Below are 22968 nucleotides of genomic sequence, written 5' to 3'. Positions count from 1 at the left end.
CGACCCGACGGTACGCCGACTTGTCATCGTCATCGAGTACGGGCGGCGGAGGCGTATCGTTCGCGCCGATGGCCGACAACATTGCCCGGGTGTTCGCCGACGCGATCGCGTCCGACCCGACCCGACCGCTGCTGACCTGGTACGACGACTCCACCGGCGACCGCACCGAACTCTCCGGCGCCACAGTCGCGAACTGGGTGTCGAAGACCGCCAACCTCCTCGTCGACGAGGTCGGCCTCGCGCCGGGCACACCGGCAGGCGTGCTGCTCCCTCCGCACTGGCAGACCGCCGCCGTGCTGCTTGGATGCTGGTCGGCCAAGGTGACAGTCGTCGACACACCGGGCGCGGTGGACGTTCTCTTCGCCGCCGCCGACCGGCTCGACGAGGCACAGTCCTGGTCCGCCGACGAGCGGTACGCCCTGGGCCTCGCCCCGCTCGCCGCCCCGCTGCGACAGGTGCCGCCCGGCTTCGCCGACTACGTGGTCGAGGTGCGCGGGCACGGCGACCACTTCACCCCGCAGTCAGGTCCCGGCCCCGCCGACGCGCAACTGCTGGCCCGCGCCGAGACCCGCGCCACGGAGCTGGGCATCGAACCCGGCGCACGGGTGCTCGTCGACGCCGCCCGCTATCCCGACCCGGTCGACTGGCTGCTGGCTCCCCTGACCCGGGCTGCCACCGTTGTCCTCTGCGCCAACCTCGACCCAGCCCGCCTGGCGGGCCGCCGGACCACGGAGAAGGTCACCCACACCCTCCCGTGAGCTGCCCCGCCGGAACCTTCAGGCGGGCCGCCGGACTGCGGTTCGGCGTTCGGCGAAGGTGGCGAAGGACGCCAGGGACTCGGGGTTCACCAGCGCGCCCCTCGCGGCGGCCTGGTCGACCGGGGTGCCGGTGAGGATCTTCTTGACCGGCACCTCAAGCTTCTTCGCCGAGAGGGTCCGGGGCACGGCGCGTACCTGGTGGATCTCGTCGGGCACGTGCCGGGGTGAGAGAGCGGTACGCAGCTCGCGGCAGATCTTCTTCCGCAGCGCGTCGTCAAGTGTCAGCCCGTCGGCAAGCACCACGAAGAGCAGCAGCTCGCCGGCACCGCCCTCGTCGTCCTCCAGGTGCACCACCACCGAGTCGACGACCTCGTCGAGGCCCTCGACCACCGAATAGAACTCGGCGGTGCCGAGACGCACCCCGCCGCGGTTGAGGGTGGCGTCGGAGCGCCCGGTGATCACGCAGCCGCCCCGGGAGTTGATGGTGATCCAGTCGCCGTGCCGCCAGACGCCCGGGTAGACGGAGAAGTACGCCTCGGCGTAGCGGCTGCCGTCCAGGTCGTTCCAGAAGCCCACCGGCATGCTCGGCATCGGCTCGGTGATCACCAGCTCGCCCAGCTCGCCGATCACCGGGGTGCCGTCGGCCGAGCGGGCCTCCACCTTGGCGCCCAACGCGCGGCAGGCGATCTCACCGGCGTACACCGGCAGCAGCGGCACCCCGCCGACGAAGCCCGTGCACACGTCGGTGCCGCCCGACAGCGACTGGAGCTGCACCTGGTCGCCGACGGTGTCGTACACCCAGTGAAAGCCCTCGGCGGGCAGCGGCGCGCCTGTGGAGCCGACGCCGCGCAGCGCGGACAGGTCGGCGACCTCGCGGGGCACCAGGCCGGCCTTGCGGCAGGCCAGCAGGAAGGGGGCCGAGGTGCCGAAGTACGTGGTGCCGCTCTCCGCCGCCAGCCGCCACAGCGCGCCCAGGTCGGGCTCCGCCGGCCGGCCGGGCTCCGCCCGGACCCCCGGGTTGCCGTCGAAGAGCACGATGGCCGCGCCCACCGCCGGCCCGGAGACCAGGAAGTTCCACATCATCCAGCCGGTGGTGGTGAACCAGAAGAACCTGTCGGCCGGGCCGAGGTCGTGGTGCAGGGCGAGCATCTTCAGGTGTTCCAGCAGGATGCCGCCGTGCCCGTGCACGATCGGCTTCGGCAGGCCTGTGGTGCCCGAGGAGTAGAGCACGTACAGCGGGTGGTCGAACGGCACCGGCGTGAACGTCAACTGCTCGTCGGTGGGCGCGGCCAGCTCGGCCCAGCCCAGCGCGCCCTCAGGCGCGGTACCCGTCGGGTCGAGGTAGCCGATGCTCACTGTGTGACGCAGTGACGGCAGGGCGGCCCGGATCGCGGCGACCTCGGCGCGGCGGTCCACAGGCTTGTCGCCGTAGCGGTAGCCGTCCACGGCGACAAGCACCGTCGGCTCGATCTGCTGCCAGCGGTCGGTGACGCTGCGGGTGCCGAACTCCGGCGCGCAGGACGAGAAGATTGCGCCCAGGCTCGCAGTGGCCAGCAGCAGGACGTACGTCTCGGGAATGTTGGGGGCGTACGCCGCCACGCGGTCACCGGCGGTGACGCCGAGCCGGCGCAGACCTGCCGACACCCGGCGGACCTGCTCGCGCAGCTCTGCGGCGGTGAGGGTGACCGGCGGCCGGGTCTGGCCGTGCGCGATGACCACGGGATCGTCGTCGGCGCGGCCCGGCATCCGCAGCACGTTCTCGGCGTAGTTGAGGGTGGCGCCGGGGAACCAGCAGGCCCCGGGCATTCCCCGCTCGGCCAGCGTGGCGGTCGGCGGGGTGTGCGCGATCACCTCGAAGTGATCCCAGATCGAGCGCCAGAACGCGTCCAGGTCGGTGACCGACCACCGCCACAGCTCGTCGTAGTCGGCGAAGTCCAGCCCACGGTGCTCCCGCAGCCAGCGCAGGTAGTCGCCGATCCGGGACCGCTCGAGCACGTCCGCCGGCGGCGTCCACAGCACGTCACCCACTGCTCCACCCTCCCCTGGCCCCGCACGACACTGTGAATGGGCCGTGGCGCCATCTTGCCCTACCTCGAAGCGCCATTCTGCGCACCGGGTACGCCTATCGACGCGTGCCCGACCCACACTCCGGCCCACCCACCCATGTGGTTCAGCCCGCCCGGTGGGCCTGGATGGCGCGGCGGCGGGCGAGGCGGTGCTCTCGCCGGATCTCGGCCTCCCGATACCGGCGCTCGTCCTCCGGCGTCTCCGGCAGCACCGGACGGACGGTGCGCGGCGCGCCGCCGACGTCCACCCCGACGAAGACCAGGTACGCCGTGGCCACCCGCACCGGCGCGTCCTCGGCCGAGTCCCACCGCTCGGCTACCACCCGCACGCCCACCTCCATCGACGTCTGCCCGGTCCAGTTCACCTGGGCGTGCGCGTGCACCAGGTCACCGACCCGGACGGCCTCGGAGAAGACGATCTCGTCGATCGCCGCGGTGACAGCCGTTCCGCCGCTGTGCCGGGCCGCGGCGGCGCCCGCCACGTCGTCGACGAACTTCATCAGGACCCCGCCGTGGACGGTCCCGTAGAGGTTCACGTCCACCGCGGTCATGATCTTGCTGAGGGTGACGCGGGAGTACGACGTCGGCTTGCCGGTCGGAGCGGCGGAGAGGTGCTCGGTCATGCCGGAAACGGTACGGTGCGCGGATGCGACATCTCTGGAGCTTCCTCGCCGGGTTGGTGGTGGCACCCATCACGTGGGTGCTTGTCACACTCGGGCAGGACGGGTCGAGCCGGACGGTCGACCGCTGGGTGGAGATCGGCACCTTCAACACCGCCAACCTGATCGAGCCGGCGGTCTATGTCGGTGTCGGCGGTGTCCTGCTCGGGCTGCTCGGCACACTGCGCTTCTCGCCGGCGGGCCCGCTGGTGGCAGGGCTGCTGCTGGTCACCCCCTATGTCGGGATGTTCGTGGCGCCCTTCGAGGTGCGCGACGCGATCCCGCAGGGGTGGAAGGTGCTCGGTGACCCGCTGCCGCTGCGGCTGCCGGTGGAGAACGGCACGCTCTTCCTGCTCGGCCTGCTGCTGCTGATGGCGACGTTCAGCGGTCAACGCTGGCGGCAGTGGCCGCAGGTCGCGACCGCGCCGGCCCTGACGCCGGCGCCTGCGGACGGCCCGCGCGGCGACGACTTCACCCTCACCGACTGGCCGTCGCCCGAGCCCGCGGAGCGCGACAGCGCCCCGCTGACCCTTGGTTACCCGGCCGATCCGACCCCCACCGAACCGCTGCCCCGCCGGGTGGGCGGCGAATCGCCGTGGTCCGCCCCGCCGCGCGGCCAGTCGCGCCCGGAGGACACCACCGAGATCCGCTGATCGTCGGGCGGGCCGGGAGAACCGGCCCGCCCCCTCTACCAACGCATGGCGACGGTCAGGTCCGGGCTCTCCACTGCACGGCGACGGTCAGGTCCGGGGCTCTTTAATGCACCGCGACGGCCAGGTCCGGGTCGACCGCGCCGAGGGTGGCGCGGGGCACGACCAGGACCATGACCGCCAGCGCCGCGGCCATGCCGCCCGCGATGACGATCGCCATCGGTACGCTTCCCGTGCCGAACAGGCCAGCCAGGGGCGCCGACAACGCGCCGACGCCGAACTGCACGGCCCCGAGCAGCGCGGCAGCCGTGCCGGCGGCCTCGCTGTGCCGGCTCATGGCAAGCGCCGGAGCATTCGGCAGGGCCAGCCCCGCCGCGGCCAGCACGAGCCACAGCGACGCGAGCAGGGTGCCGAGGCCACCGAAGCCGGTGGCGGCGAACACGACCAGCAGCAGCCCGGCGGCCGTTCCGGCAACCAGGGCGCTGACCAGGATCTGCTGCGGGGTGTAGCGCCGCAGCAGCCGGACGTTGAACTGGGTGCCCCCGATCAGGCCGACTGCGCCGGCACCGAAGGCCAAGCCGAACTGCTGCTCGTCGAGGCCGTACTGGTCCTGCAGGACGAAGGACGACCCGGACACGTACGCGAACAGCGACGCCATCGCCAGCCCGGCGACAAGCACCAGACCGACGAACGCGCGGTCGTTGAGCAGCCCCCGGTAGTCACGCAGGGTCGCGGCCACCCCGCCGTGTCGACGGCGTGCCACCGCAAGGGTCTCCGGGAGTTGCAACGCCGCGACGACTATCAGCAACGCGCCGAGCACGGCCAGCGCCGCGAAGACACCCCGCCACTCGGTCCAGCGCAGCAGCCCGCTGCCCAGCGTCGGCGCGAGGATCGGCGCCAGACCCATGACCAGCATCAGGCGCGAGAAGATCCGCGCGAACGAGGCGCCGCTGAACAGGTCGCGGACGACGGCGGTGGCGACCACTGTGGCGGCCGCCACGCCGAGGCCCTGCAGGACGCGCAGCGCGCCGAGCACGGCGATGTTGGGCGCGAAGACGCACAGCACGGAGGCCACGATGTGCGCGGCCAGCCCGGCGAGCAGCGGCAGGCGCCGCCCGACCACGTCGGAGAGCGGTCCGACAAGCAACTGGCCCAGCGCGAGGCCGACAAGCGTGCCGGTAAGCGTCAACTGCACGGCCGTCTCGGTGGTCTGCAGACCCGCCGTGATGGCCGGCAGCGCCGGCAGGTACATGTCGATGGTCAGGGGACCGATCGCGATCAACGCGCCGAGCACGAGCACGAGCCGCGCCCGCTGACGGTTCGTCATCAGGTCGCCGGGCAGCACCTCCGGTTCGGAGGCGGCACGGGTCTTTTCCACCAGCTGCTTCATCGTCTCGATCTCTCTGCGGAGGGTCGTGCGTCGTGGGGCGAGCGGTGGGGGATCGTCTTCGGTGATTCTCACCTGGCGACAACGTCGCAGACCCCTGTGACATCCCCACTGTGTGGGGGCTCACGCGCACAGGACGACAGCCCCACCGCCGGCGGCGGAGGGGCTGTCGGGGTCGATCAGGCGGCGGTCAGACGACGCCGGCCAGCAACTGCCGGGCCATGACGATGCGCTGCACCTGGTTCGTGCCCTCGTAGATCTGGGTGATCTTGGCGTCCCGCATCATCCGCTCGACCGGGTAGTCACGGGTGTAGCCGTAGCCGCCGAGCAACTGCACCGCGTCGGTGGTGATCTCCATGGCGGCGTCCGAGGCGAAGCACTTGGCCGCCGCGCCGAAGTAGGTCAGGTCGGCGTCGCCCCGCTCGGACTTGCCGGCGGCGGCGTACGTGAGCTGCCTCGCCGCCTCCAGCTTCATGCCCATGTCGGCGAGCATGAACTGGATGCCCTGGAACTCGGCGACCGCCTTGCCGAACTGGCGACGCTCGGCCACATACCCCTTGGCGTAGTCGAGCGCGCCCTGGGCGATCCCGACGGCCTGCGCGGCGATGGTGACCCGGGTGTGGTCGAGGGTCTTCATGGCGGTGGCGAAGCCGGTGCCCTCGGCGCCGATCATCCGGTCGGCGGGGATGCGCACGTTGTCCAGGTAGACCTCGCGGGTCGGCGAGCCCTTGATGCCGAGTTTCTTCTCCGGCGCGCCGAAGCTCACGCCGACATCGGACTTCTCGACGACGAAGGCCGAGATGCCCCGGGAGCGGGCGGCGGGGTCGGTGACGGCGAAGACCGTGTAGAACTCGGAGACGCCCGCGTTGGTGATCCAGCGCTTCACGCCGTTGAGCACCCAGTGATCCCCGTCACGCACCGCCCGGGTCGTCATCGACGCCGCGTCGCTGCCCGCCTCCGGCTCGGAGAGGCAGTACGAGAACATGGCGTCGCCCGCCGCGACAGGGGTCAGGTAGCGGCGCTTGATCTCCGCGGAACCGGACAGCAGCAGCGGCATCGTGCCGAGCTTGTTCACCGCCGGGATCAGCGACGAGGACGCGCAGGCGCGCGCCACCTCCTCGATCACGATGGCGGTGGCCAGCGCGTCCGCGCCCGCGCCGCCGTACTCCTCGGGGATGTGCGGCGCGTGGAAGTCGGCGGCCCGCAGCGCGTCGTAGGACGCCTTCGGGAACTCACCGGTCTCGTCGGCCTCGGCGGCGTGCGGCGCCACCTTGGCGGCACAGACCTCACGGACCGCTTCCCGGATCGCCTCGTGCTCCTCGGGCAACCGGTAGACGTCGAACGACTCCCCTGCGGCCATGTCGGCCCCTCCCCTTCACCGCTATCATGCGCAGTCTGTGGCCTCCCCTGACCGCCGACCGCGCAGACTGAAGGATAGCGACTGCAGTTCAGGTGATGTTACCGGCGCGTAGGTATGGGCATGACGGAGCACCCGCGCCGCTGGGTGATGATGGAAGGCAGACAGTGAGCCACCCCTCCGGTGCCCCGCCAGGCGCCGCAGCAGAATGCGACGCGACGACGCGCCGCCAGTGCGAGCGGAGAAGACAGGCGTGACGATCCCCTACCCCACCATCCAGCCGACCCCCGCCATCGCCGCGGTGACGCCGCCCTCGGGCGCGGCCCGGCCGCGGGTGACGTTCCTGGGGACCGGCTACCTCGGTGCGACGTACGCCATCTGCTACGCGGAACTCGGGTACGAGGTGCTCGGGTTCGACGTCGACGCGGACAAGATCGCGATGCTGAACGCCGGCGAGGTGCCGATCCACGAGCCCGGCCTGGACGAGTTGCTCAAGCGCAACCTGGCCGCCGGTCGACTGCGGTTCTCGACCGACATCGCCGAGACCGCCGAGTTCGGTGACGTGCACTTCATCTGCGTCGGCACCCCGCAGCGGGCCGACGGGATGGGCGCCGACCTGTCGTACGTCGAGGCGTCGGTGACCAGCCTCGCGCAGCACCTGACCCGCAAGGCGCTTATCGTCGGCAAGTCCACCGTGCCGGTGGGCACCGCCGAGTGGGTCGAGCAGCTCGTCGGCAAGCACACCCCGGGCGACCTGGGCGTCGAGGTGGCGTGGAGCCCCGAGTTCCTCCAGGAGGGCTTCGCCGTCGACGACGTGCTTCGCCCCAACCGGATCGTGGTCGGCGTGAAGAGCGAATGGGCCAACGGCATGCTCTACGCCGCGCACAAGGGCGTCTTCGACCTGGCCGCCACCGAGGACCGCGAGGTGCCCCTGGTGGTCAGCGACTTCGCGACTGCCGAGCTGGTCAAGGTCGCGGCGAACGCGTTCCTGGCCACCAAGATCTCCTTCATCAACGCCATGGCCGAGGTCTGCGAGGCCAGTGGCGGCGACGTCACCCAGCTGGCCCGCGCGATCGGGTACGACCCCCGGATCGGCAACCGGTTCCTCCAGGCCGGCCTCGGCTTCGGTGGCGCCTGCCTGCCCAAGGACATCCGCGCCTTCCAGGCCCGCGCGCAGGAGCTGGGCGCCGGTGAGGCGCTGCGCTTCCTGCACGAGGTCGACCTGATCAACCTGCGCCGCCGGACCCGCGTGCTCCAGCTCGCGGCGGACCTGCTGGGTCGCCGCTCCGGGCCGGCCGGGCCGGACTTCTCCGGCACCCGGATCGCCGTGCTGGGCGCGACCTTCAAGCCCAACACCGACGACGTCCGCGACGCCCCGGCGCTCGCCGTCGCCGCGCTGCTGCAGAAGGCCGGCGCCGACGTGCACGTGTACGACCCGCAGGGCACCGAGAACGCCCGTCGCGCGGTGCCCGAGCTGACCTACGAGGCCGGCATCAACGAGGCGGTTGCCGGCGCCGACCTGGTCTGCGTCCTCACCGAGTGGGCGGACTTCCGCAACGCCGACCCGGTCGCCCTCGGCGAGCTGGTGGGTGGCCGCAAGGTCGTCGACGGGCGCAACTGCCTCGACTCGGCACTGTGGACCCAGGCCGGCTGGGAGTACCGGGGCATGGGCCGCCCCTGACGTTTCGCACTCACCGGCCGGTCGCGAAGCACCCCTTCGCGGCCGGCCGGTGATGTTGTTTTCCCCGGACCCGCCGACAAGTGTCGAAATCCGCGCCAGCTTTGGGCATGCTGCGACAGTGGGAGTCCACAGTGCGGGTGGAGGGGTGTCGTGGCGACCTTTCAATGCTCCTCGTGCGGCCGGGAGATCAAGCCGGCCGTGCGCTGCCCGCACTGCGGGGCCGATCAACCGCAGTGGCGCGATCACCTGGCGGACATCGAGCGCTCGATCGCGGAGATGAAGGCGCGCGACGCCGCCATCGCCCGCGAACAGCGGCAGATCGCCGCCAAGATGCAGGCCGCGCTCTTCCAACGGGACATCCTCGCCCACGCCGGTGAGGAGCGGATCAAGCAGGCCACCAGGCCCCGCCGGGTGCTGCGCCGCCGCCCCGGTCGCCGCCCACCGACGGCCACCGCCGGCGCACCGCCCCGGGTCCCCCGCCAGGGCACCCCGCCCACGCCTGAGGATCCGCCGCCGCCCCCGCCCCGGGCGTCCTGGCTGGACGCCGACAACCCCGAGCACCCCCCGGAGGCGTCCTCCCGGGAGGTGCAGAACATCCCTCTCGGGTTGGGCGCGCTGCTGCTCGCCGTGGCCGCGGTGGTCTTCGCCGCGGTGGCGACCAGCTCGATGGACGCGCTGGCCCGCCTCGGAGTCCTGCTTGTCGCGACCGTGTTGATGCTGCTCGCGCCGCCGGCGCTGGCCCGGCGCGGGCTCACCTCCACCGCGGAGACGATCTCCGCGGTGGGTCTGCTGCTCGTGCCGCTGGCCGGGTACGCGCTGTGGGCGGTGGACCCGATCGGCGGTGGGGGCACCTCCGGAGCCGTCTTCGCCGGGTTGATCTTCACGGCCACCGCCGCCGTGTCCGTCGGGTACGCCGCCTGGACCGGGCTGCGCGCGCCCCGCTTCGCGACGGTGGTCGCCGCGCAGCCGGTGCTGCCGCTGCTCGCGTACGACCGGATCACCGGGCCGGGCGGCTGGGCGCTGGTGCTGACCCTGGTGGCCCTCCTCGACCTCTGGCTGGCCCGCTCCCCGCTCGTGGTGGAGCGCCCGGTCCGGCAGGACCTGTCGCGCCCGGCCACCCCGTCTGCGACGCCCCGGCAGCGCGACGCCGAGGCCCGGCCGGAGGCCGACCCGGAGGAGGCCGGCGAGTTGATCGACGCCGGCCCGGGCACCGCCGACGCCCGGCCCGCCCGTCCGGTGCCCGGCCTGCGCGAGCTGACCTGGTCGCTGCACGCGGTGGCCGTCGCGGTCGGCCTGGCGTACGCGGTCACCGCCCTGCTGCGGGCGCAGACCGTGCCGACGGCGACAGGCGCCGGGCTGGTGCTCGTGCTGGCCGCCGTCGCCGGGTTGGCCGGCGCGCTGGTGCTGCGCCGCCCACCGCTGCCGGACGTGGCGGCCGGCATCGTCACCCTGGCCGTGATCGGCGCGTTCGGCCGGATCGCCTCCGTGGCCCTGCCCGGCCAGGCGTTGCTGCTGATCGCGGCGGTGATCACGGTGACCGGGCTTGCGGTACGCGCGATCCCCGAGACCGCCCGACGCGGCCCGCAGGTCGCCTCGGCGGTCGCTCTCACCGTCAGCGGACTGGTGGTCGCCGGCGGTGCTCTCCGCGCCGGGGTCGCCCCGGTCCGGGCGGCACTGCCCGCGTGGAGCGCCGACCTCGACGGGTACGCCGCCGAGCTGGCCACCGCCGTCGGCCCGACCACGTGGCAACTCGCCGCCGCCGCGTTCCTGCTCACCATCGCCGCGGTGCTGGCCCTGCCACCGGAGATCCGCCGCGAGTTCGCGGTCGCCGGGGCAGCGCTGACCGCGCTCGCCGTACCGGCGTCGTTCGGCCTCGACTGGGCGGCGGCGCCCTGGCCGATGGTGGTCACCGCGATCGGCATCGGAGTCATCGGCCTCTCCGCGCGTACCACCCGGGCCGCGCTGGCCCACGCCGTCGGCGCGGCCGTGGTGGGCCTTTTCGGCGCGGGCGCGGGCCTGTCCCGTCCCGCGCTCACGGCCGCGGTCCTGCTCACCCTCTGCGCGGCCGGCGCGCTGGTCGCGCTGGCCCCCCGGGTCCGGATCGCGTCGGCCGCCGCCGACACGGTCACCGACTGGGCCGCCGGAGGCGCGGCCTTCGCGCTGCCCGGAGCGGTGGCCGCGTTCGTGGCAGCCACCATGCCCGTCGACGAGACCCCCACCCCGGCCAGCCTCCGCGAGGCGACGGTCCCGGTGCTGGCGGCGAGCTTCCTGGCCGTCTGTGTGACCCTCGGGTACGCCGCGATGGTGCAGGTCTCCCAGCGGCGCATCCCGGCGCCCCTGTCGGTCGGCACCGGGCTGGGCGCGCTCGTCGTCACCGCCGCCGCCTTCGGCGCACCCGGTGCGACGGTGGCCGACGCCTGGGTCGGGGCGCTGCTGCTGGTCGCCGCGGTGCTGCTCTTCCTGGCCCCGTCGATCGACGCCGGCCGCCGCTCCGACCTCACCCTGGACGGCTCGGACCTGGCCGCCGCGGCGGTGACGACCGCCCTGATCGCCACGATGGTGCGGATCGCCGCGGTCCTCGCCCCGGGTGGGCAACTGGCGGTGGCCGCCGGCCTGGTCCTGGTGGTCGCTGTGGCCGCCCGCGCCATGCCCGAGGAGTGGCGACGCGGCCCGATCCTCGGCATCGCCGTCGGCGGCCTGCTCATCGGGGTGCTCGCCGGCTGGACGGCGCTGCGCGGCGGAGTGGGTGTGCTGGCCACCCCCGGGCCGATCTGGGACGGCGACCTGAGCGGCTGGCCGGCCGCGCCGACCGGCGGCGCGACCTGGCAGGCGCCGATCGCGCTGGCCCTGTTGGCCGTCGCCGCCGGCGTCCTGCTCCCGCCGCCCTGGCGGTGGGACGTGTCCGGCGTGGCCGTGGTGCTCGCCACGATCGGCGCGCCGGCCGCGTTCGACCTGCCCTGGTGGTCGCCGGTGCTCGTCGGGTCCATGGTCGCCACCGTCTACGGGATGGCGGCGGTGGCCAGCGAGGAGGCCCGGGCCGGGCTGTCCCGGGCCACCGTGGCCGGGGTTGTCGCGCTGCACGGGGCCGGCGCCGGCCTGGTCCGCCCGTGGACCACCGCGCTGGCGCTGGGCAGCATCGCGCTGATCGGCATCGTGGTGGCCACGCTGGCGCGCGTGCTGGCCGGGCCGCAGGTGGCCGACCTGGAGACCGAGGGCATGCCGCCGCACCTGGCGCAGATCGGCGGCGCGGCGGCCGGCGCCGCGCTGCTCGCGCTGCCCGGCGCGGTGGCGGCGCTGGCCGTCGAGTTCCAGCATTCCGCACAGGTGGTGCTGACCGCCGCGCTTGCCGCGTCCAGCCTCGGTCTGGCCGGTGTGGCCGCCGTGCGCCGGCACGTTCCGCAGTACCTGCCCTGGGTCAGCGTGGCCGTGGTGGGCGGCGCCAGCATCAGCGCGCTCGCCGCCGTCCCCACCGGCCTTCCCGCCGGGGTGTACGCGGCCGCGGCCGCACTGCTCGGCGTCCTCGCCGAGCTGATCCGCGCGGCGACAGTGCCGCCCACCGGTTCCGCCCAGCCGGTCCGCCGCTGGACGGTGCTCCTCGACGGCGCGCTGCGGCGACTGCCGGATGACCCGGACCGGCGGCGGTGGCGGGTCAGCCCCTCCGCCGGCGCGCTAGCGGCCGCCGCGCTGCCGACCGCCCTGGCCCTCGCCTCGATCGCGCCCGCCCTGTTCACAGCCCTCGTCGAGCCGCACCGCACGTTGAGCCGGATCTGGCAGGGGCCGCCTCCGGAGCTGCTCACCCCACCCCCGGACGTGGTCAACCCGACCCACGTGCTGACCGCGCTGCTGCTCACCGCCACGGCGGCGCTTGCCGCCACCGGGTTCAGTGGCGGACGGCGGTCCCGAGCCGTACCTGTGGTGCTGCCCGGCGCCGCCGTCACGCTGCTGATCGCGCCCATCGCGCTGGGCAGTGGGTGGCCGGCGACAAGCCTCGCCGCGCTCTCCGTCTTCACCATCTCGATGCTCGGCCTCGCGCTGACCCCGCCGCCGCCGCTCGTCGAGCCGGCCCGTTCACTGCGGCTGGCGCGCGTGCTGGTGTTCGCCATCGGGCTGGCCGCCGGCAGCGCCGGGCTGGCCGGCAGCCTCGCCGACCGGCAGCTGACCCTGTTCACCCTCGGCGGCGCGGTCGGCGTGGGCGCGGTGGCGGCACTGTTCGGCACCACCCAGCGTGCGCGCATCCTCGGCTGGCTCTTCGCCTCGCTGATGGCGCAGCTCTTCGTGCTCACCGCCGGCCTGGTCGCCGGACTGGCGGCGGTGTGGTCCGCGTTCGGGGTGCTCGCCGTCGGTGCGGTCCTCCAGGTGCTCGCCGCGACCCTGCCCCAGCTGCGCCGCCCGGAGGCGCAGCGCGAGGCCGCCACCGTGCAGTGGAGCGGCTATGCGGCGGCCCTGATCGCGCTGGCCCTCGCCTTCGACTCGCCCCGGCACATCGCCGCCCTGCTGGCCGCGTGGGGCGCGGTCCTGGGCGTGGCGGCCACTCGACCCGGGCGCCGGCCGGTGGAGCGCCGGATCCTGTTCTGGTCGGTGGTCTTCTGCGAGATCACCGCCTGGTGGATCCTGATGCGCGTCGCCGACGTGGCGCTGCCCGAGGCGTACACGCTGCCGTTCGCCGCGCTGGCTCTGCTGGTAGGCGTTCTGGAGCTGCGCCACCGACCGGATCTGAGCAGCTGGGTGGCGTACGGGCCGGCGCTTGTCGCCGCGTTCCTGCCGACCCTGGCGATCGTGCTGGCCACCGACTCCAGCACGGTGCGGCAGATGCTGCTGCTGCTCGGCGCGGTGGCGGTGCTGATCTTCGGCTCGTCGAGCCGGCAGCAGGCACCGGTGATCGTCGGCGCATCGGTGACCGCGATCGCCGCGATCCACGCGCTGTTCAGCCTCGGCCCGTGGCTGGCGCTGATCCCCGTGGGGCTCCTGCTGCTCGTCCTCGGGGCCAGCAACGAACGCCGCCGCCGCGCCCAGGAACGCCTCCAGACCGCGCTACGCGGCATGAGATGAAGCGGAGGGTCACGGCAGGCTGCGTGAGTGGGGACGGTGAGTGGGGCGGGTTCGCGGGCCGGTCACCGGTGAGTGGGGCGGGTTCGCGGGCCGGTCACCGGTGAGTGGTCCGGGTCCGGGTCAGGGAAGGGTGGCCTGGAGGGCCGCGTCCTTGGCCTTGATGAGCTGCTCCAGATCCTGCTGGTACGTTGCCATCCGGGCGCGCAGGGTCTCGTCGGAGGCGCCGAGGATGCGGACGGCAAGCAGGCCGGCGTTGCGGGCGTTGCCGATCGACACGGTGGCCACCGGGATCCCCGCTGGCATCTGCACGATGGACAGCAGCGAGTCCATGCCGTCGAGGTGCTTCAGTGGCACCGGCACGCCGATCACCGGCAGCGGGGTCACCGAGGCGACCATGCCGGGCAGCGCTGCCGCACCACCGGCGCCGGCGATGATCACCTTGAGCCCACGGTCGACGGCGTCGCGACCGTAGTCGATCATCGCGACCGGGGTCCGGTGCGCCGAGATGACCCGCACCTCGTAGGACACCTCGAAGTCGTCAAGCACCTCCGCGGCGGCCCGCATGGTGGGCCAGTCCGAGTCGCTGCCCATGATCAGCCCGACCGTGCTCACTGCGGTCCTCCCTGGTTCCCAGCCGCCCGGGTCACTCGTGCCCCGCGCGCAACCAGCGTGCCGCTCGCGCGGCCCGCGCCCGTACGTCGTCCAGGTCGTCGCCGAGCACCGTGACGTGCCCGATCTTGCGGCCGGGGCGTACCTGCTTGCCGTAGAGGTGCACCTTGGCGCCCGGCTCGGCGGCGAAGAGGTGGTGCAGCCGCTCGTCGATCGACATGCCGCCCGGCTCCCCGCCGAGGACGTTCGCCATCACGACCACCGGCGCGGTCAGCGCGGTGTCACCCATCGGGTAGTCCAGCACCGCGCGCAGGTGCTGCTCGAACTGGGAGGTCCGAGCGCCCTCGATGGTCCAGTGCCCCGAGTTGTGCGGGCGCATGGCCAGCTCGTTGACCACGATCGCCGGCCGACCCGCGTCGTCGCGCACCTCGAACAGCTCCACGGCCAGCAGGCCGATCACACCGAGCGCGGTGGCCAGGTCGATGGCGAGTTGCTGGGCCGCGACGGCCAGCTCCTCGTCCAGGTCGGGTGCCGGGGCCAGCACCTCGACGTTGATGCCGTCGCGCTGGACCGTCTCGACGACCGGGTACGCGGCCACCTGCCCGAACGGCGAGCGGGCCACCTGCACGGCGAGTTCGCGACGCAGCGGCACCCGCTCCTCGACGATCAGCCGGGTGCCACCGGCGAGCAGTGTGGTCGCCAGCTCGGCAGCCTGGGTGGCGTCGTCCACCATCCAGACGCCCCGACCGTCGTAGCCGCCCCGGGCGGCCTTGAGCACCACCGGCCAGCCGACCTGTTCGCCGAAGCCGACCAGGTCGGCGGGCTCACCGACCGGCCGCCACGCCGGGTTGGGCGCGCCCAGCTCGGTGAGGCGTTCCCGCATCACCTGCTTGTCCTGCGCGTGCAGCAGCGCGTCCGCCGGCGGGTACAGGGTCACCCCTTCGGCCGCCAGGGTGCGGATGTGCTCGGACGGCACGTGCTCGTGGTCGAAGGTGACCACGTCACAGCCCTTGGCGAAGGTGCGCAGGGCGGCCAGGTCGGTGTGGTCGCCGTACTGGACGTCGGCGGCGACCAGCGCCGCGCCGTCGTCGGGGGCGCTCGCGAGCACACGCAGTGACTGGCCGAGGGCGATCGCGGCCTGGTGGGTCATCCGGGCCAACTGGCCGCCACCCACCATGCCGACAACTGGCAGACCGGTACGGGAATCCATAGCGCGGCCAGCCTATCCGGGCGGCCGGCGTGCCGATCCGGAGGGCCGGTGAACCACCTCGGAAGCGCCGGACGGACCGTCCGGCGCGCGGTGCCGGCAACTACCGGGCGCTACGGCCTAACCCAGCTCGGCGACCAGATCCTCGACCGAGGTGACGGGTCGCCGGCAGACGAAACCCCTGCAGACGTACGCGGCGGAGCGTCCGTCGACAAGCGGCCGGTCGGCGAGCAGCGGCACTCCGGGCTGGTCCGGGCGGCCGGCGACCACCACCGCTCCGGGCGGGGCGTGCCGCCGGGCCGCGGCCACCAGCGGGTCGCCGGCCGGGTCGTCGGTCGCCACAGCGATCTCGTACGGCCCGGAGAGCAGCGCCTCACCGACCATGGCCGCGTACCCGGCGAACCGGGCGTGCCGCCCGACGATAGGCGCCACGGTGGCCAGCGCGCTCTCGGCGGCCTCCCGATAACGCGTCTCCCCGGTCAACGCGGCGTACGACACGAGGCCGGCGACGAGCGCGGACCGCCCCGAGGGCGTGGCGTTGTCGGTCGGGTCGGCCGGGCGGGCCACCAACTGCTCGGCGTCGTCGGCCGTGTCGTAGTAGGCGCCCCCGGGTGCGGCGAAGTGCTCAAGCGCGGCGTCCAGCAGCTGACCGGCAACTGTGAGCCAGCGGCCCTCGCCGGTGAGCTGGTGCAGCGCGCAGAACGCCTCGGCCACGCAGCCGTAGTCCTCAAGCACCCCGGCCGGCTCGCCGACCCTGCCGTCACGCGAGACCCGCCGCAGCCGGCCGTCGACCAGGTGCACGGTGGCCAGGAGCTCTGCGGCGTCGCGCATCGCGCCCTCGGCGACGATGGTGACGCCCTCCATCAGGTTGGCGTCCTCGTCCTTCGGCGACGCGTACAGCGCGGCGACCTGGAGGAACTCGGCGATCGCGGTGATCGCCAGCCCGTTCCAGGCGGCCACGACCTTGTCGTCGCGGGCCGGCTGGGGACGGGTGTCGCGGGCCGCGAGCAACTGCCCCACCACGTGCTGCCAGCGGGCCCGGACCTCGGGCGCGACGTCGTCGACGTCCCGGGCGAGCCTGAGCACGCTCGTGCCGTGTTCAAAGGTGCCCTCGTCGGTGACTGTGAACAGGTCGGCGGCGAAGGAGCCGTCGTCCTCGCCGAGCGCCTCGACGAGCTGGGCCGGCGTCCAGGCGTAGGTGAGCCCCTCGACGCCCTCGGTGTCGGCGTCAAGCGCGGACGCGAACCCCTCCCCCGGCCGATGCAGCTCGTCGGCGAGGAACCGGGCCGTGTCCCGGGCGACCCGACGGGCCAGCGGGTCGCCGGTCAGCCGCCAGAGCTGGGTGTAGACGCGCAGCAGCAGCGCGTTGTCGTAGAGCATCTTCTCGAAGTGCGGCACCGTCCAGTACGCGTCCACCGAGTAGCGGGCGAAGCCGCCGGCGAGCTGGTCGTAGATGCCGCCCCGGGCCATCGCCTCGGCGGTGTGCCGGACGATCTCCAGGCTGCGCGGGTCACCGGTGCGCTGGTGGTGGCGCAGCAGGAAGAGCAGGTTCATGTGCGGCGGGAACTTCGGGGCGCCCCCGAAACCGCCGTTGGTCGCGTCGTACCCCTCGGCGAGGTTGCCGGCCGCGGCATCGAGCAACGGGCCGTCCAGCGGCGCGGTGGGGCCGCCCACGGCCTGTGCGCCGCCGATCGCCTCGACCACTGCGGCACCCTGGCGCAGCACCTCGTCCCGCTGGTCCGTCCAGGCGGTGGTGACCGACTGGAGCAGCCGGACGAAGTTGGCGCGCGGGAAGTAGGTGCCGCAGAAGAACGGGGTGCCGTCCGGGGTAGCGAAGACCGTCATGGGCCAGCCGCCCTGACCGGTCATCGCCTGGGTGGCGGTCATGTAGACGGCGTCGACGTCGGGGCGTTCCTCACGGTCCACCTTGATCGACACGAAGTTGTCGTTGAGCAGGGCGGCGACCTGCTCGTTCTCGAACGACTCGTGCGCCATGACGTGGCACCAGTGGCAGGCCGCGTAGCCCACCGAGATGAGCACCGGGACGTCACGCCGCTTCGCCTCGGCGAACGCCTCGTCGCACCACGGCCACCAGTCGACCGGGTTGTCGGCGTGCTGGAGCAGGTACGGGCTGGTGGCGTCGGCGAGTCGGTTCACCCGACGACCATAACCACCGCCGCCGGGCCGCGCCGGGCGGTCACCCGCCCCGGGCCATGTGGGACGTGCCCTGCTGGCGGGGTCGCTCAGGAGGCGCCGTCGGCGCGCAGGCGGAAGACGTTCGACTCGGCCGAGTCGCGCAGCGACCCGAGCACCGCACCGATCTTGTCCGCCGGCATCGGCTTGAAGAAGTGGTAGCCCTGCGCGGACGTGCAGCCCAGCTCGGCCAGGGCCAGCCGCTGCTCGGCCGTCTCGACCCCCTCGGCGACCACCCGCAGCCCCAGCTCGTGGGCGAGCCCGACGGTGGTCCGGACGATCGCCGCGGCCTCCGGAGAGTCGGCCATCCGGATGACGAACGAACGGTCCACCTTCAACTCGTCCACGGCGATCCGGGTGAGGAAGGTCAACGAGGAGAAGCCGGTGCCGAAGTCGTCCACCGCGAGCTGCACACCCATCGACCGGAGCGTGGCGAGCACCTCGTCGATGATCTCCAGCTCGCTCATCACCACCGTCTCGGTGATCTCCAGGACCAGCCGGTGCGGCGGCACCTGGTGTCGGCGCAGCGCGTCGGCGATCTCCGCCGGCAGGCGCGGGTCGAGCAGGCTGCGCGCGGAGAGGTTGACCGAGATCGGGACGTCAAGCCCCTCGCGGGCCCAGCCGGCGGCCACGCCGAGCGCCTTGTCCAGCACGTAGCGGGTGAACGTGCCGAGTTGCTCGCTGTTCTCCACCGGGCGGATGAAGTCGGCCGGGCTCAGCCAACCGCGCCGAGGATGCTGCCACCGGATCAACGCCTCCACCCCGGTGGGTGCGCCGGTGGCCAGGTCGACCGCCGGCTGCAACGCCAGCACCAACTGGTCGTCGACCTTCAGCGCCTCGCGCAGCTCGGCCAGCAGGGCCAACTGGTCGGTGCTGGCCGCGTCCCGGCTGCTGTCGTACGCGGCGACGCTGCCGCCGCCCTCCTTGGCCTGGTACATCGCGATGTCTGCGCGGCGCAGCAGCTCGGTCAGGTCGGCGGTGCCGGCGTCGGCGACCACCACCCCGACGGAGACCTCGATGGACATCCGCACGCCGGCCACCTCTGTCGGTGCGGCCAGCCGCTCGGCGATCTCGCGAGCCTGCCGCAGCGCGTGCGCCATCGGTGCGGCCCGGTCGCCGAGCACGGGGACCGAGGTGAGCAGCAGCGCGAACTCGTCGCCGCCGAGCCGGCCGAGCAGGTCGCCGGGGCGGGCCAGCGCGCTGAGCCGGTTGGCGGTCAGCCGCAGCAACTGGTCGCCGGCCGCGTGCCCGAGGGTGTCGTTGACTTCCTTGAACTGGTTGATGTCCAGCAGCAGCAGCGCCACCGGGTGGTCGTGGGCGAGTTGCCGCAGCGACTGGTCGCCCTTGCCGAGCATCGCCGTGCGGTTCGCCAGCCCGGTGAGCGGGTCGTGCACCGCCTCGTACGACGATCGGGCGGTGACCAGCCGCAGCTCGCGATGGGTCGCGGCGTCGTGCAGGGCGGCGGCGAGCGCGTCGCCGAAGGCCGCCACCGCGTCCCTCTCCCGGGTCGCGGGTGGGGCGGAGCGCGGGAACCGGACCCGTAGCTGGCCGACCAGCGCGGCGCCCACCGACAGGGAACGGACCAGCTCGTACTCGTCGGGCTCCGACCGGTCCGGAGGCCCCACCTCCCGGTCGAGCAGCTGGCCGCCGGCGTCTCCCCGGTAACGACGCCACCTGCCGTCGGCCCGGGCCACGTCCACGTCGACAAGCTCGGCGTTGAACAGCGCCAACGCGCCGGTCACCGCCGCGCTGGCCACGCCCCGCTCGTCGAGTTGGTTGAGGGCCGCGGTCGCCTCGGCGAAGGCACGCCACGTGCGGCGTTCCTGGTCCGCGCGCAGCCGGTAGCGGTAGGTCTGTTGCAGCAGCCAGAGCAACGGCGGAAGCAGCAGCAACCAGCGCGGGTCCAGCTCCAGCAGCGCGATCACGACAAGGCCGACCGCCACGTTGCCCACGAACATCAGCAGCTTGCTGCGCAACGCGGCGAGCAGCGGCGGCCCGATGGGCAGCCCGTGCCGCAGACCCAGCGTCACCCCACCGAGCCAGGCGGTCACCAGGAGGTAGGTCACCGACCCGGCGATCACGGCCAGCGCCAGCATCGGCGTCGGCGCGGTGAGCAGCGGGTGTCCGAGGGCTGTGGTCACGGACACGGCCAGCGCCGACGCGGCAGTCAGCGACGCGGCGATCCGGACGATCTCCAGCGGCGGACGGCGGTCACTGTGCAGCGACAGCGCCGTCCAGGCCAGCCCGGTGCCGAGCAGGGTGGCCGACGGCAGCCAGCCGGCCGGCGCGAGATAGAGGCAGACGATCAGGGCCGCCTCGCCCCAGGTGATGCTGACCATGCCGGCGGAGCTGCGGAAGCGGAGCCGGGCGAGTTGGGCCACGGCGAGGACGGCGACGGCGATGCCGAAGCGGGCCGGACCACCGAGAGGATCGTCGGACGGCAGCCTGGCCGGGAGGGTCAGACCGACCACGGCGGCGACCAGAGCCGTCACCGTCACCGCAGCCGTCAACACGAGCAGTCGGGCAGGCATGCCGTGCACCCCGAGCCGGTCGAACGGGTCGCCGGCCGGGCCGCCGGTGGTCATCGACCTCCCCCGTCAGCCGACCGACCGACGGTACGGCGGGCGGCCGGTGCTGTGACGGTCATCGGCGCCCCCTTCCGCGCACGGCTCGGGGACTTTTGGTCCCCCCGGCGGAAGGCTAAGCCAAACCGGGTGGTCGCAACAGGGGTCCACCACCCGGTTCGGCGTGAATCATGCCCGGACTACCCGTTCCGCTGCTGCTGGTGCCCATTGGGAGCGGGCGTGGATGAATCATGCGCGCTGGTCCCGTCTGTCGGATCGACGACTGAAGCGTCGGTCCTGGTCGCATCGACCGACCGCCCCGGCTGGGGGAAACGGTCGGGCAGACGCCGCAGTCGGGCGTTCATGTTGCGGATCAGCAGGATGGTCGCGGCGGCCAGCAGCAGGATGAGGAAGAGGCCCATCGGCCCGGCCAGGCCACCCGTGCGGGTGTCCCCGAAGTTGTTCTCCGCGAGCACCTGGGCAGCGGTCAGCATGGCGTTCCTCCGATGTGCGATTGCCTACCACAGTAGCCCCGGCCGGGTATCAGCCCGCGTGCGCCGTCTCCCGCACCCCGGCGAAGAGGTCGGACTCGGGCAGTGGGCTGTCCACCACTGTGCGCGCCAGCTCGAAATCCTCCGTCGGCCAGGCACGCTGCTGCATCTCCATGGGCACGTGGAACCAGAAGCCGTCCGGGTCGACCTGGGTGGCGTGGGCGCGCAGCGCGTCGTCGCGGACGGGGAAGTATTCGGCGCAGTCCACCCGGGTGGTGATGCGGGGGCCCTTGTCCGGACGATCGTCCCAGCGCTTGAGCCACTCCTCGTAGGGCGACTCGGCGCCCGTGGCGAGCATGGCCTCGTGCAGGGCCATGATCTTGGCCTTGGAGAAGCCGATGTCGTAGTAGAGCTTCAGCGGCTGCCAGGGGGCGCCCAGCTCCGGGTAGCGCTCGGGGTCGCCGGCGGCCTCGAAAGCGGCCACGCTCACCTTGTGGCACATGATGTGGTCGGGGTGCGGGTAGCCACCCTCCTCGTCGTACGTGGTCACCACGTGCGGACGGAACTCACGCATCAGGCGCACCAGCGGGCCGGCGGCCACCTCGACGTCCTGGAGGGCGAAGCAGCCCTCGGGCAGCGGGGGCAGCGGGTCGCCCTCGGGCAGACCGGAGTCGACGAACCCGAGCCAGGCCTGGTCGACGCCGAGGATCGCCCGCGCGGCGTCCATCTCGGCGCGACGGATGTCCGCGATGTTGGCCCAGACGTCGGGCCGATCGAGCTTGGGGTTGAGCACGCTGCCGCGCTCACCGCCGGTGCACGTCACCACCAGCACGTCCACCCCCTGGGCGACGTACTTCGCCATCGTCGCCGCACCCTTGCTCGACTCGTCGTCCGGGTGCGCGTGGACGGCCATGAGACGCAGCTGCTCTGCCAACTTTCGGCGCTCCTCGTCTGTGCCGGCCGGTGGACCCGACCGGGCTCGACCGGCTGACCTGCCGGGACCCTCCCCACCCCGCCGCCGGTCGGCACCGCGGGGCCCGACCTGCCATTCCTGCCGTTTGGCCGGGCTGGGAGGATGGACTTCTGCCATTCTTGCCGATGCCGCCGACAACAACGCCAGGAGATACCCGCCGGTGACCGAGACGCACGCCACAATTTCACCGGGCGCGCCGGTTTTCCCCGCCGGCCGCTACGGCCGCCGCCGGGCGCCCGGCGACGGCCGCCGTCGTACGCTGCTGGCCGCGCTGGTGCTCCTGGTGCTGGTGGCGGTGCTGAGCCTGATCTCGCTGCGGCTCTACCGGCAGTACGGCGACCCGGTCTACGACGCCCAGGTGATCACGTACACCGACATCACGGACAGCCAGGTGGTTGTCGACTTCCGGGTCACCGTGCCGGCGGGCGGATCGGCGGTCTGCGTGCTGCGCGCCCGGGACCGCGCCGGCGTCGAGGTGGCCCGTGCGGAAGTCACGGTGAGCGCCGCACCCGGCGACCGGCACGTCAGCACCCGGCACCGTCTGAGCACCTCCGCCCGACCGTTCATCGGCGAGGTTCTGCGCTGCCGACCTCCTGCCTGAGCTGCGGATACGTCTCCTCGCATCGACTGCGGGCAACCCGTCGCGATGGGTCTACGGCGCGTGCCGGATCCGGACACCGGCGGTGATCGCCGACACGCTGTGTCGTACCGCACTGGTAGTTTGGTAGTTCACCTGTCAGCCAGCCACGCACAACTGAGGAGAACGCCTGTGTCCACTGGCAACGAGGCGCCCGCCACCTGGCTGTCCCAGGACGCGTACGACCGCCTCCAGGCCGAGCTCGACGAGCACATCGCCAACCGTCCGGCGATCGCAGCCGAGATCAACGCTCGGCGCGAGGAGGGCGACCTGCGCGAGAACGGCGGCTATCACGCCGCCCGCGAGGAGCAGGGCAAGGCCGAGGGTCGCATCCGCTACCTGCAGGAGCTGCTGCGCACCGCCAAGGTCGGCGAGGCCCCGACGGCCGACGCGGTGTCGCCCGGCATGGTCGTGACTATCTACTTCGACGACGACGCCGACGACACCGAGACCTTCCTGCTCGGCTCGCGGGAGATCGCCGCCACCACCGACCTCACCGTCTACAGCCCCGAGTCGGCGCTCGGCAAGGCGATCCTGGGTGGCCGCGCCGGGCAGACCTGCACCTACACGGCACCGAGCGGCGCCGACATCAAGGTGACTGTGGTCAGCTTCGAGCCGTTCTCCGGCTGAGCGTCACCAGGCTCCGCGCCACCGACGCCGAGCCGACCGGGCGACAGCGCGCCCGAG

16 protein-coding genes are annotated in these 22968 nt (G+C 73.1%); 6 read left to right on the top strand and 10 right to left on the bottom strand.

What is annotated here, in order from left to right:
- Nucleotides 1–68: 68 nt before the first annotated feature.
- Nucleotides 69–758, top strand: coding sequence for a TIGR03089 family protein (locus OOJ91_RS26170; RefSeq protein WP_266249017.1), 690 nt, complete (start codon nucleotides 69–71; stop codon nucleotides 756–758).
- 18 nt (nucleotides 759–776) lie between these two features.
- Here the strand turns inward: OOJ91_RS26170 and OOJ91_RS26165 are convergent, their stop codons facing one another.
- Complete coding sequence (locus OOJ91_RS26165) at nucleotides 777–2786, bottom strand: acetoacetate--CoA ligase (protein ID WP_266249016.1); 2010 nt, start codon at nucleotides 2784–2786, stop codon at nucleotides 777–779.
- Nucleotides 2787–2928: 142 nt separating this feature from the next.
- Nucleotides 2929–3447, bottom strand: coding sequence for an acyl-CoA thioesterase (locus OOJ91_RS26160; protein WP_007455764.1), 519 nt, complete (start codon nucleotides 3445–3447; stop codon nucleotides 2929–2931).
- Between the two features lie 23 nt (nucleotides 3448–3470).
- Between OOJ91_RS26160 and OOJ91_RS26155 the strand changes: the two genes are divergently transcribed.
- Nucleotides 3471–4136, top strand: a complete 666-nt coding sequence (locus tag OOJ91_RS26155) for a hypothetical protein (RefSeq protein ID WP_266249013.1) — start codon at nucleotides 3471–3473, stop codon at nucleotides 4134–4136.
- Nucleotides 4137–4239: 103 nt separating this feature from the next.
- On the opposite strand, the gene OOJ91_RS26150 is transcribed toward OOJ91_RS26155, so the two are convergent.
- Both OOJ91_RS26150 and OOJ91_RS26145 read right to left on the bottom strand, forming a co-directional pair.
- The gene (locus OOJ91_RS26150) at nucleotides 4240–5460 is read right to left on the bottom strand and encodes a multidrug effflux MFS transporter (protein ID WP_435818641.1); all 1221 of its coding nucleotides are present in this window, start codon (nucleotides 5458–5460) and stop codon (nucleotides 4240–4242) included.
- A 250-nt stretch (nucleotides 5461–5710) separates the two neighbouring features.
- A complete protein-coding gene (locus OOJ91_RS26145; protein ID WP_266249008.1) occupies nucleotides 5711–6880 on the bottom strand; it encodes an acyl-CoA dehydrogenase family protein in 1170 nt (389 codons plus the stop codon).
- Nucleotides 6881–7130: 250 nt separating this feature from the next.
- Between OOJ91_RS26145 and OOJ91_RS26140 the strand changes: the two genes are divergently transcribed.
- A complete protein-coding gene (locus OOJ91_RS26140; protein ID WP_266249006.1) occupies nucleotides 7131–8558 on the top strand; it encodes a UDP-glucose dehydrogenase family protein in 1428 nt (475 codons plus the stop codon).
- 150 nt (nucleotides 8559–8708) lie between these two features.
- A complete protein-coding gene (locus OOJ91_RS26135; RefSeq protein WP_266249004.1) occupies nucleotides 8709–13607 on the top strand; it encodes an SCO7613 C-terminal domain-containing membrane protein in 4899 nt (1632 codons plus the stop codon).
- Nucleotides 13608–13727: 120 nt separating this feature from the next.
- Here the strand turns inward: OOJ91_RS26135 and purE are convergent, their stop codons facing one another.
- The 6 genes from purE to mca form a co-directional block, all read right to left on the bottom strand.
- On the bottom strand, nucleotides 13728–14219 hold the full coding sequence (gene purE, locus OOJ91_RS26130; RefSeq protein ID WP_266249003.1) for a 5-(carboxyamino)imidazole ribonucleotide mutase: 492 nt from the start codon (nucleotides 14217–14219) through the stop codon (nucleotides 13728–13730).
- Nucleotides 14220–14250: 31 nt separating this feature from the next.
- Nucleotides 14251–15426, bottom strand: coding sequence for a 5-(carboxyamino)imidazole ribonucleotide synthase (locus tag OOJ91_RS26125; RefSeq protein WP_266249002.1), 1176 nt, complete (start codon nucleotides 15424–15426; stop codon nucleotides 14251–14253).
- Between the two features lie 117 nt (nucleotides 15427–15543).
- A complete protein-coding gene (locus OOJ91_RS26120; RefSeq protein WP_266249000.1) occupies nucleotides 15544–17580 on the bottom strand; it encodes a thioredoxin domain-containing protein in 2037 nt (678 codons plus the stop codon).
- An 86-nt stretch (nucleotides 17581–17666) separates the two neighbouring features.
- Nucleotides 17667–20147 (bottom strand): putative bifunctional diguanylate cyclase/phosphodiesterase, encoded by a 2481-nt coding sequence (locus tag OOJ91_RS26115; protein WP_266249867.1) that lies wholly within the window; start codon nucleotides 20145–20147, stop codon nucleotides 17667–17669.
- Between the two features lie 233 nt (nucleotides 20148–20380).
- Complete coding sequence (locus tag OOJ91_RS26110; RefSeq protein WP_266248998.1) at nucleotides 20381–20674, bottom strand: hypothetical protein; 294 nt, start codon at nucleotides 20672–20674, stop codon at nucleotides 20381–20383.
- 49 nt (nucleotides 20675–20723) lie between these two features.
- Nucleotides 20724–21605 (bottom strand): mycothiol conjugate amidase Mca, encoded by an 882-nt coding sequence (gene mca / locus OOJ91_RS26105; RefSeq protein ID WP_266248997.1) that lies wholly within the window; start codon nucleotides 21603–21605, stop codon nucleotides 20724–20726.
- Nucleotides 21606–21804: 199 nt separating this feature from the next.
- Between mca and OOJ91_RS26100 the strand changes: the two genes are divergently transcribed.
- Together OOJ91_RS26100 and greA are read left to right on the top strand one after the other, a co-directional pair.
- Nucleotides 21805–22245 carry a DUF4307 domain-containing protein gene (locus tag OOJ91_RS26100; RefSeq protein ID WP_266248995.1) on the top strand — a complete coding sequence of 147 codons (441 nt, stop codon included), beginning with the start codon at nucleotides 21805–21807 and terminating at the stop codon, nucleotides 22243–22245.
- A 168-nt stretch (nucleotides 22246–22413) separates the two neighbouring features.
- Nucleotides 22414–22911, top strand: coding sequence for a transcription elongation factor GreA (gene greA, locus OOJ91_RS26095; protein WP_266248993.1), 498 nt, complete (start codon nucleotides 22414–22416; stop codon nucleotides 22909–22911).
- Nucleotides 22912–22968 lie beyond the last annotated feature (57 nt).

This window comes from Micromonospora lupini (assembly GCF_026342015.1).
Taxonomy (GTDB): domain Bacteria; phylum Actinomycetota; class Actinomycetes; order Mycobacteriales; family Micromonosporaceae; genus Micromonospora; species Micromonospora lupini_B.
Note: the sequence above shows the minus strand (reverse complement) of the source record. Positions and strands in the feature narration are given on the sequence as shown.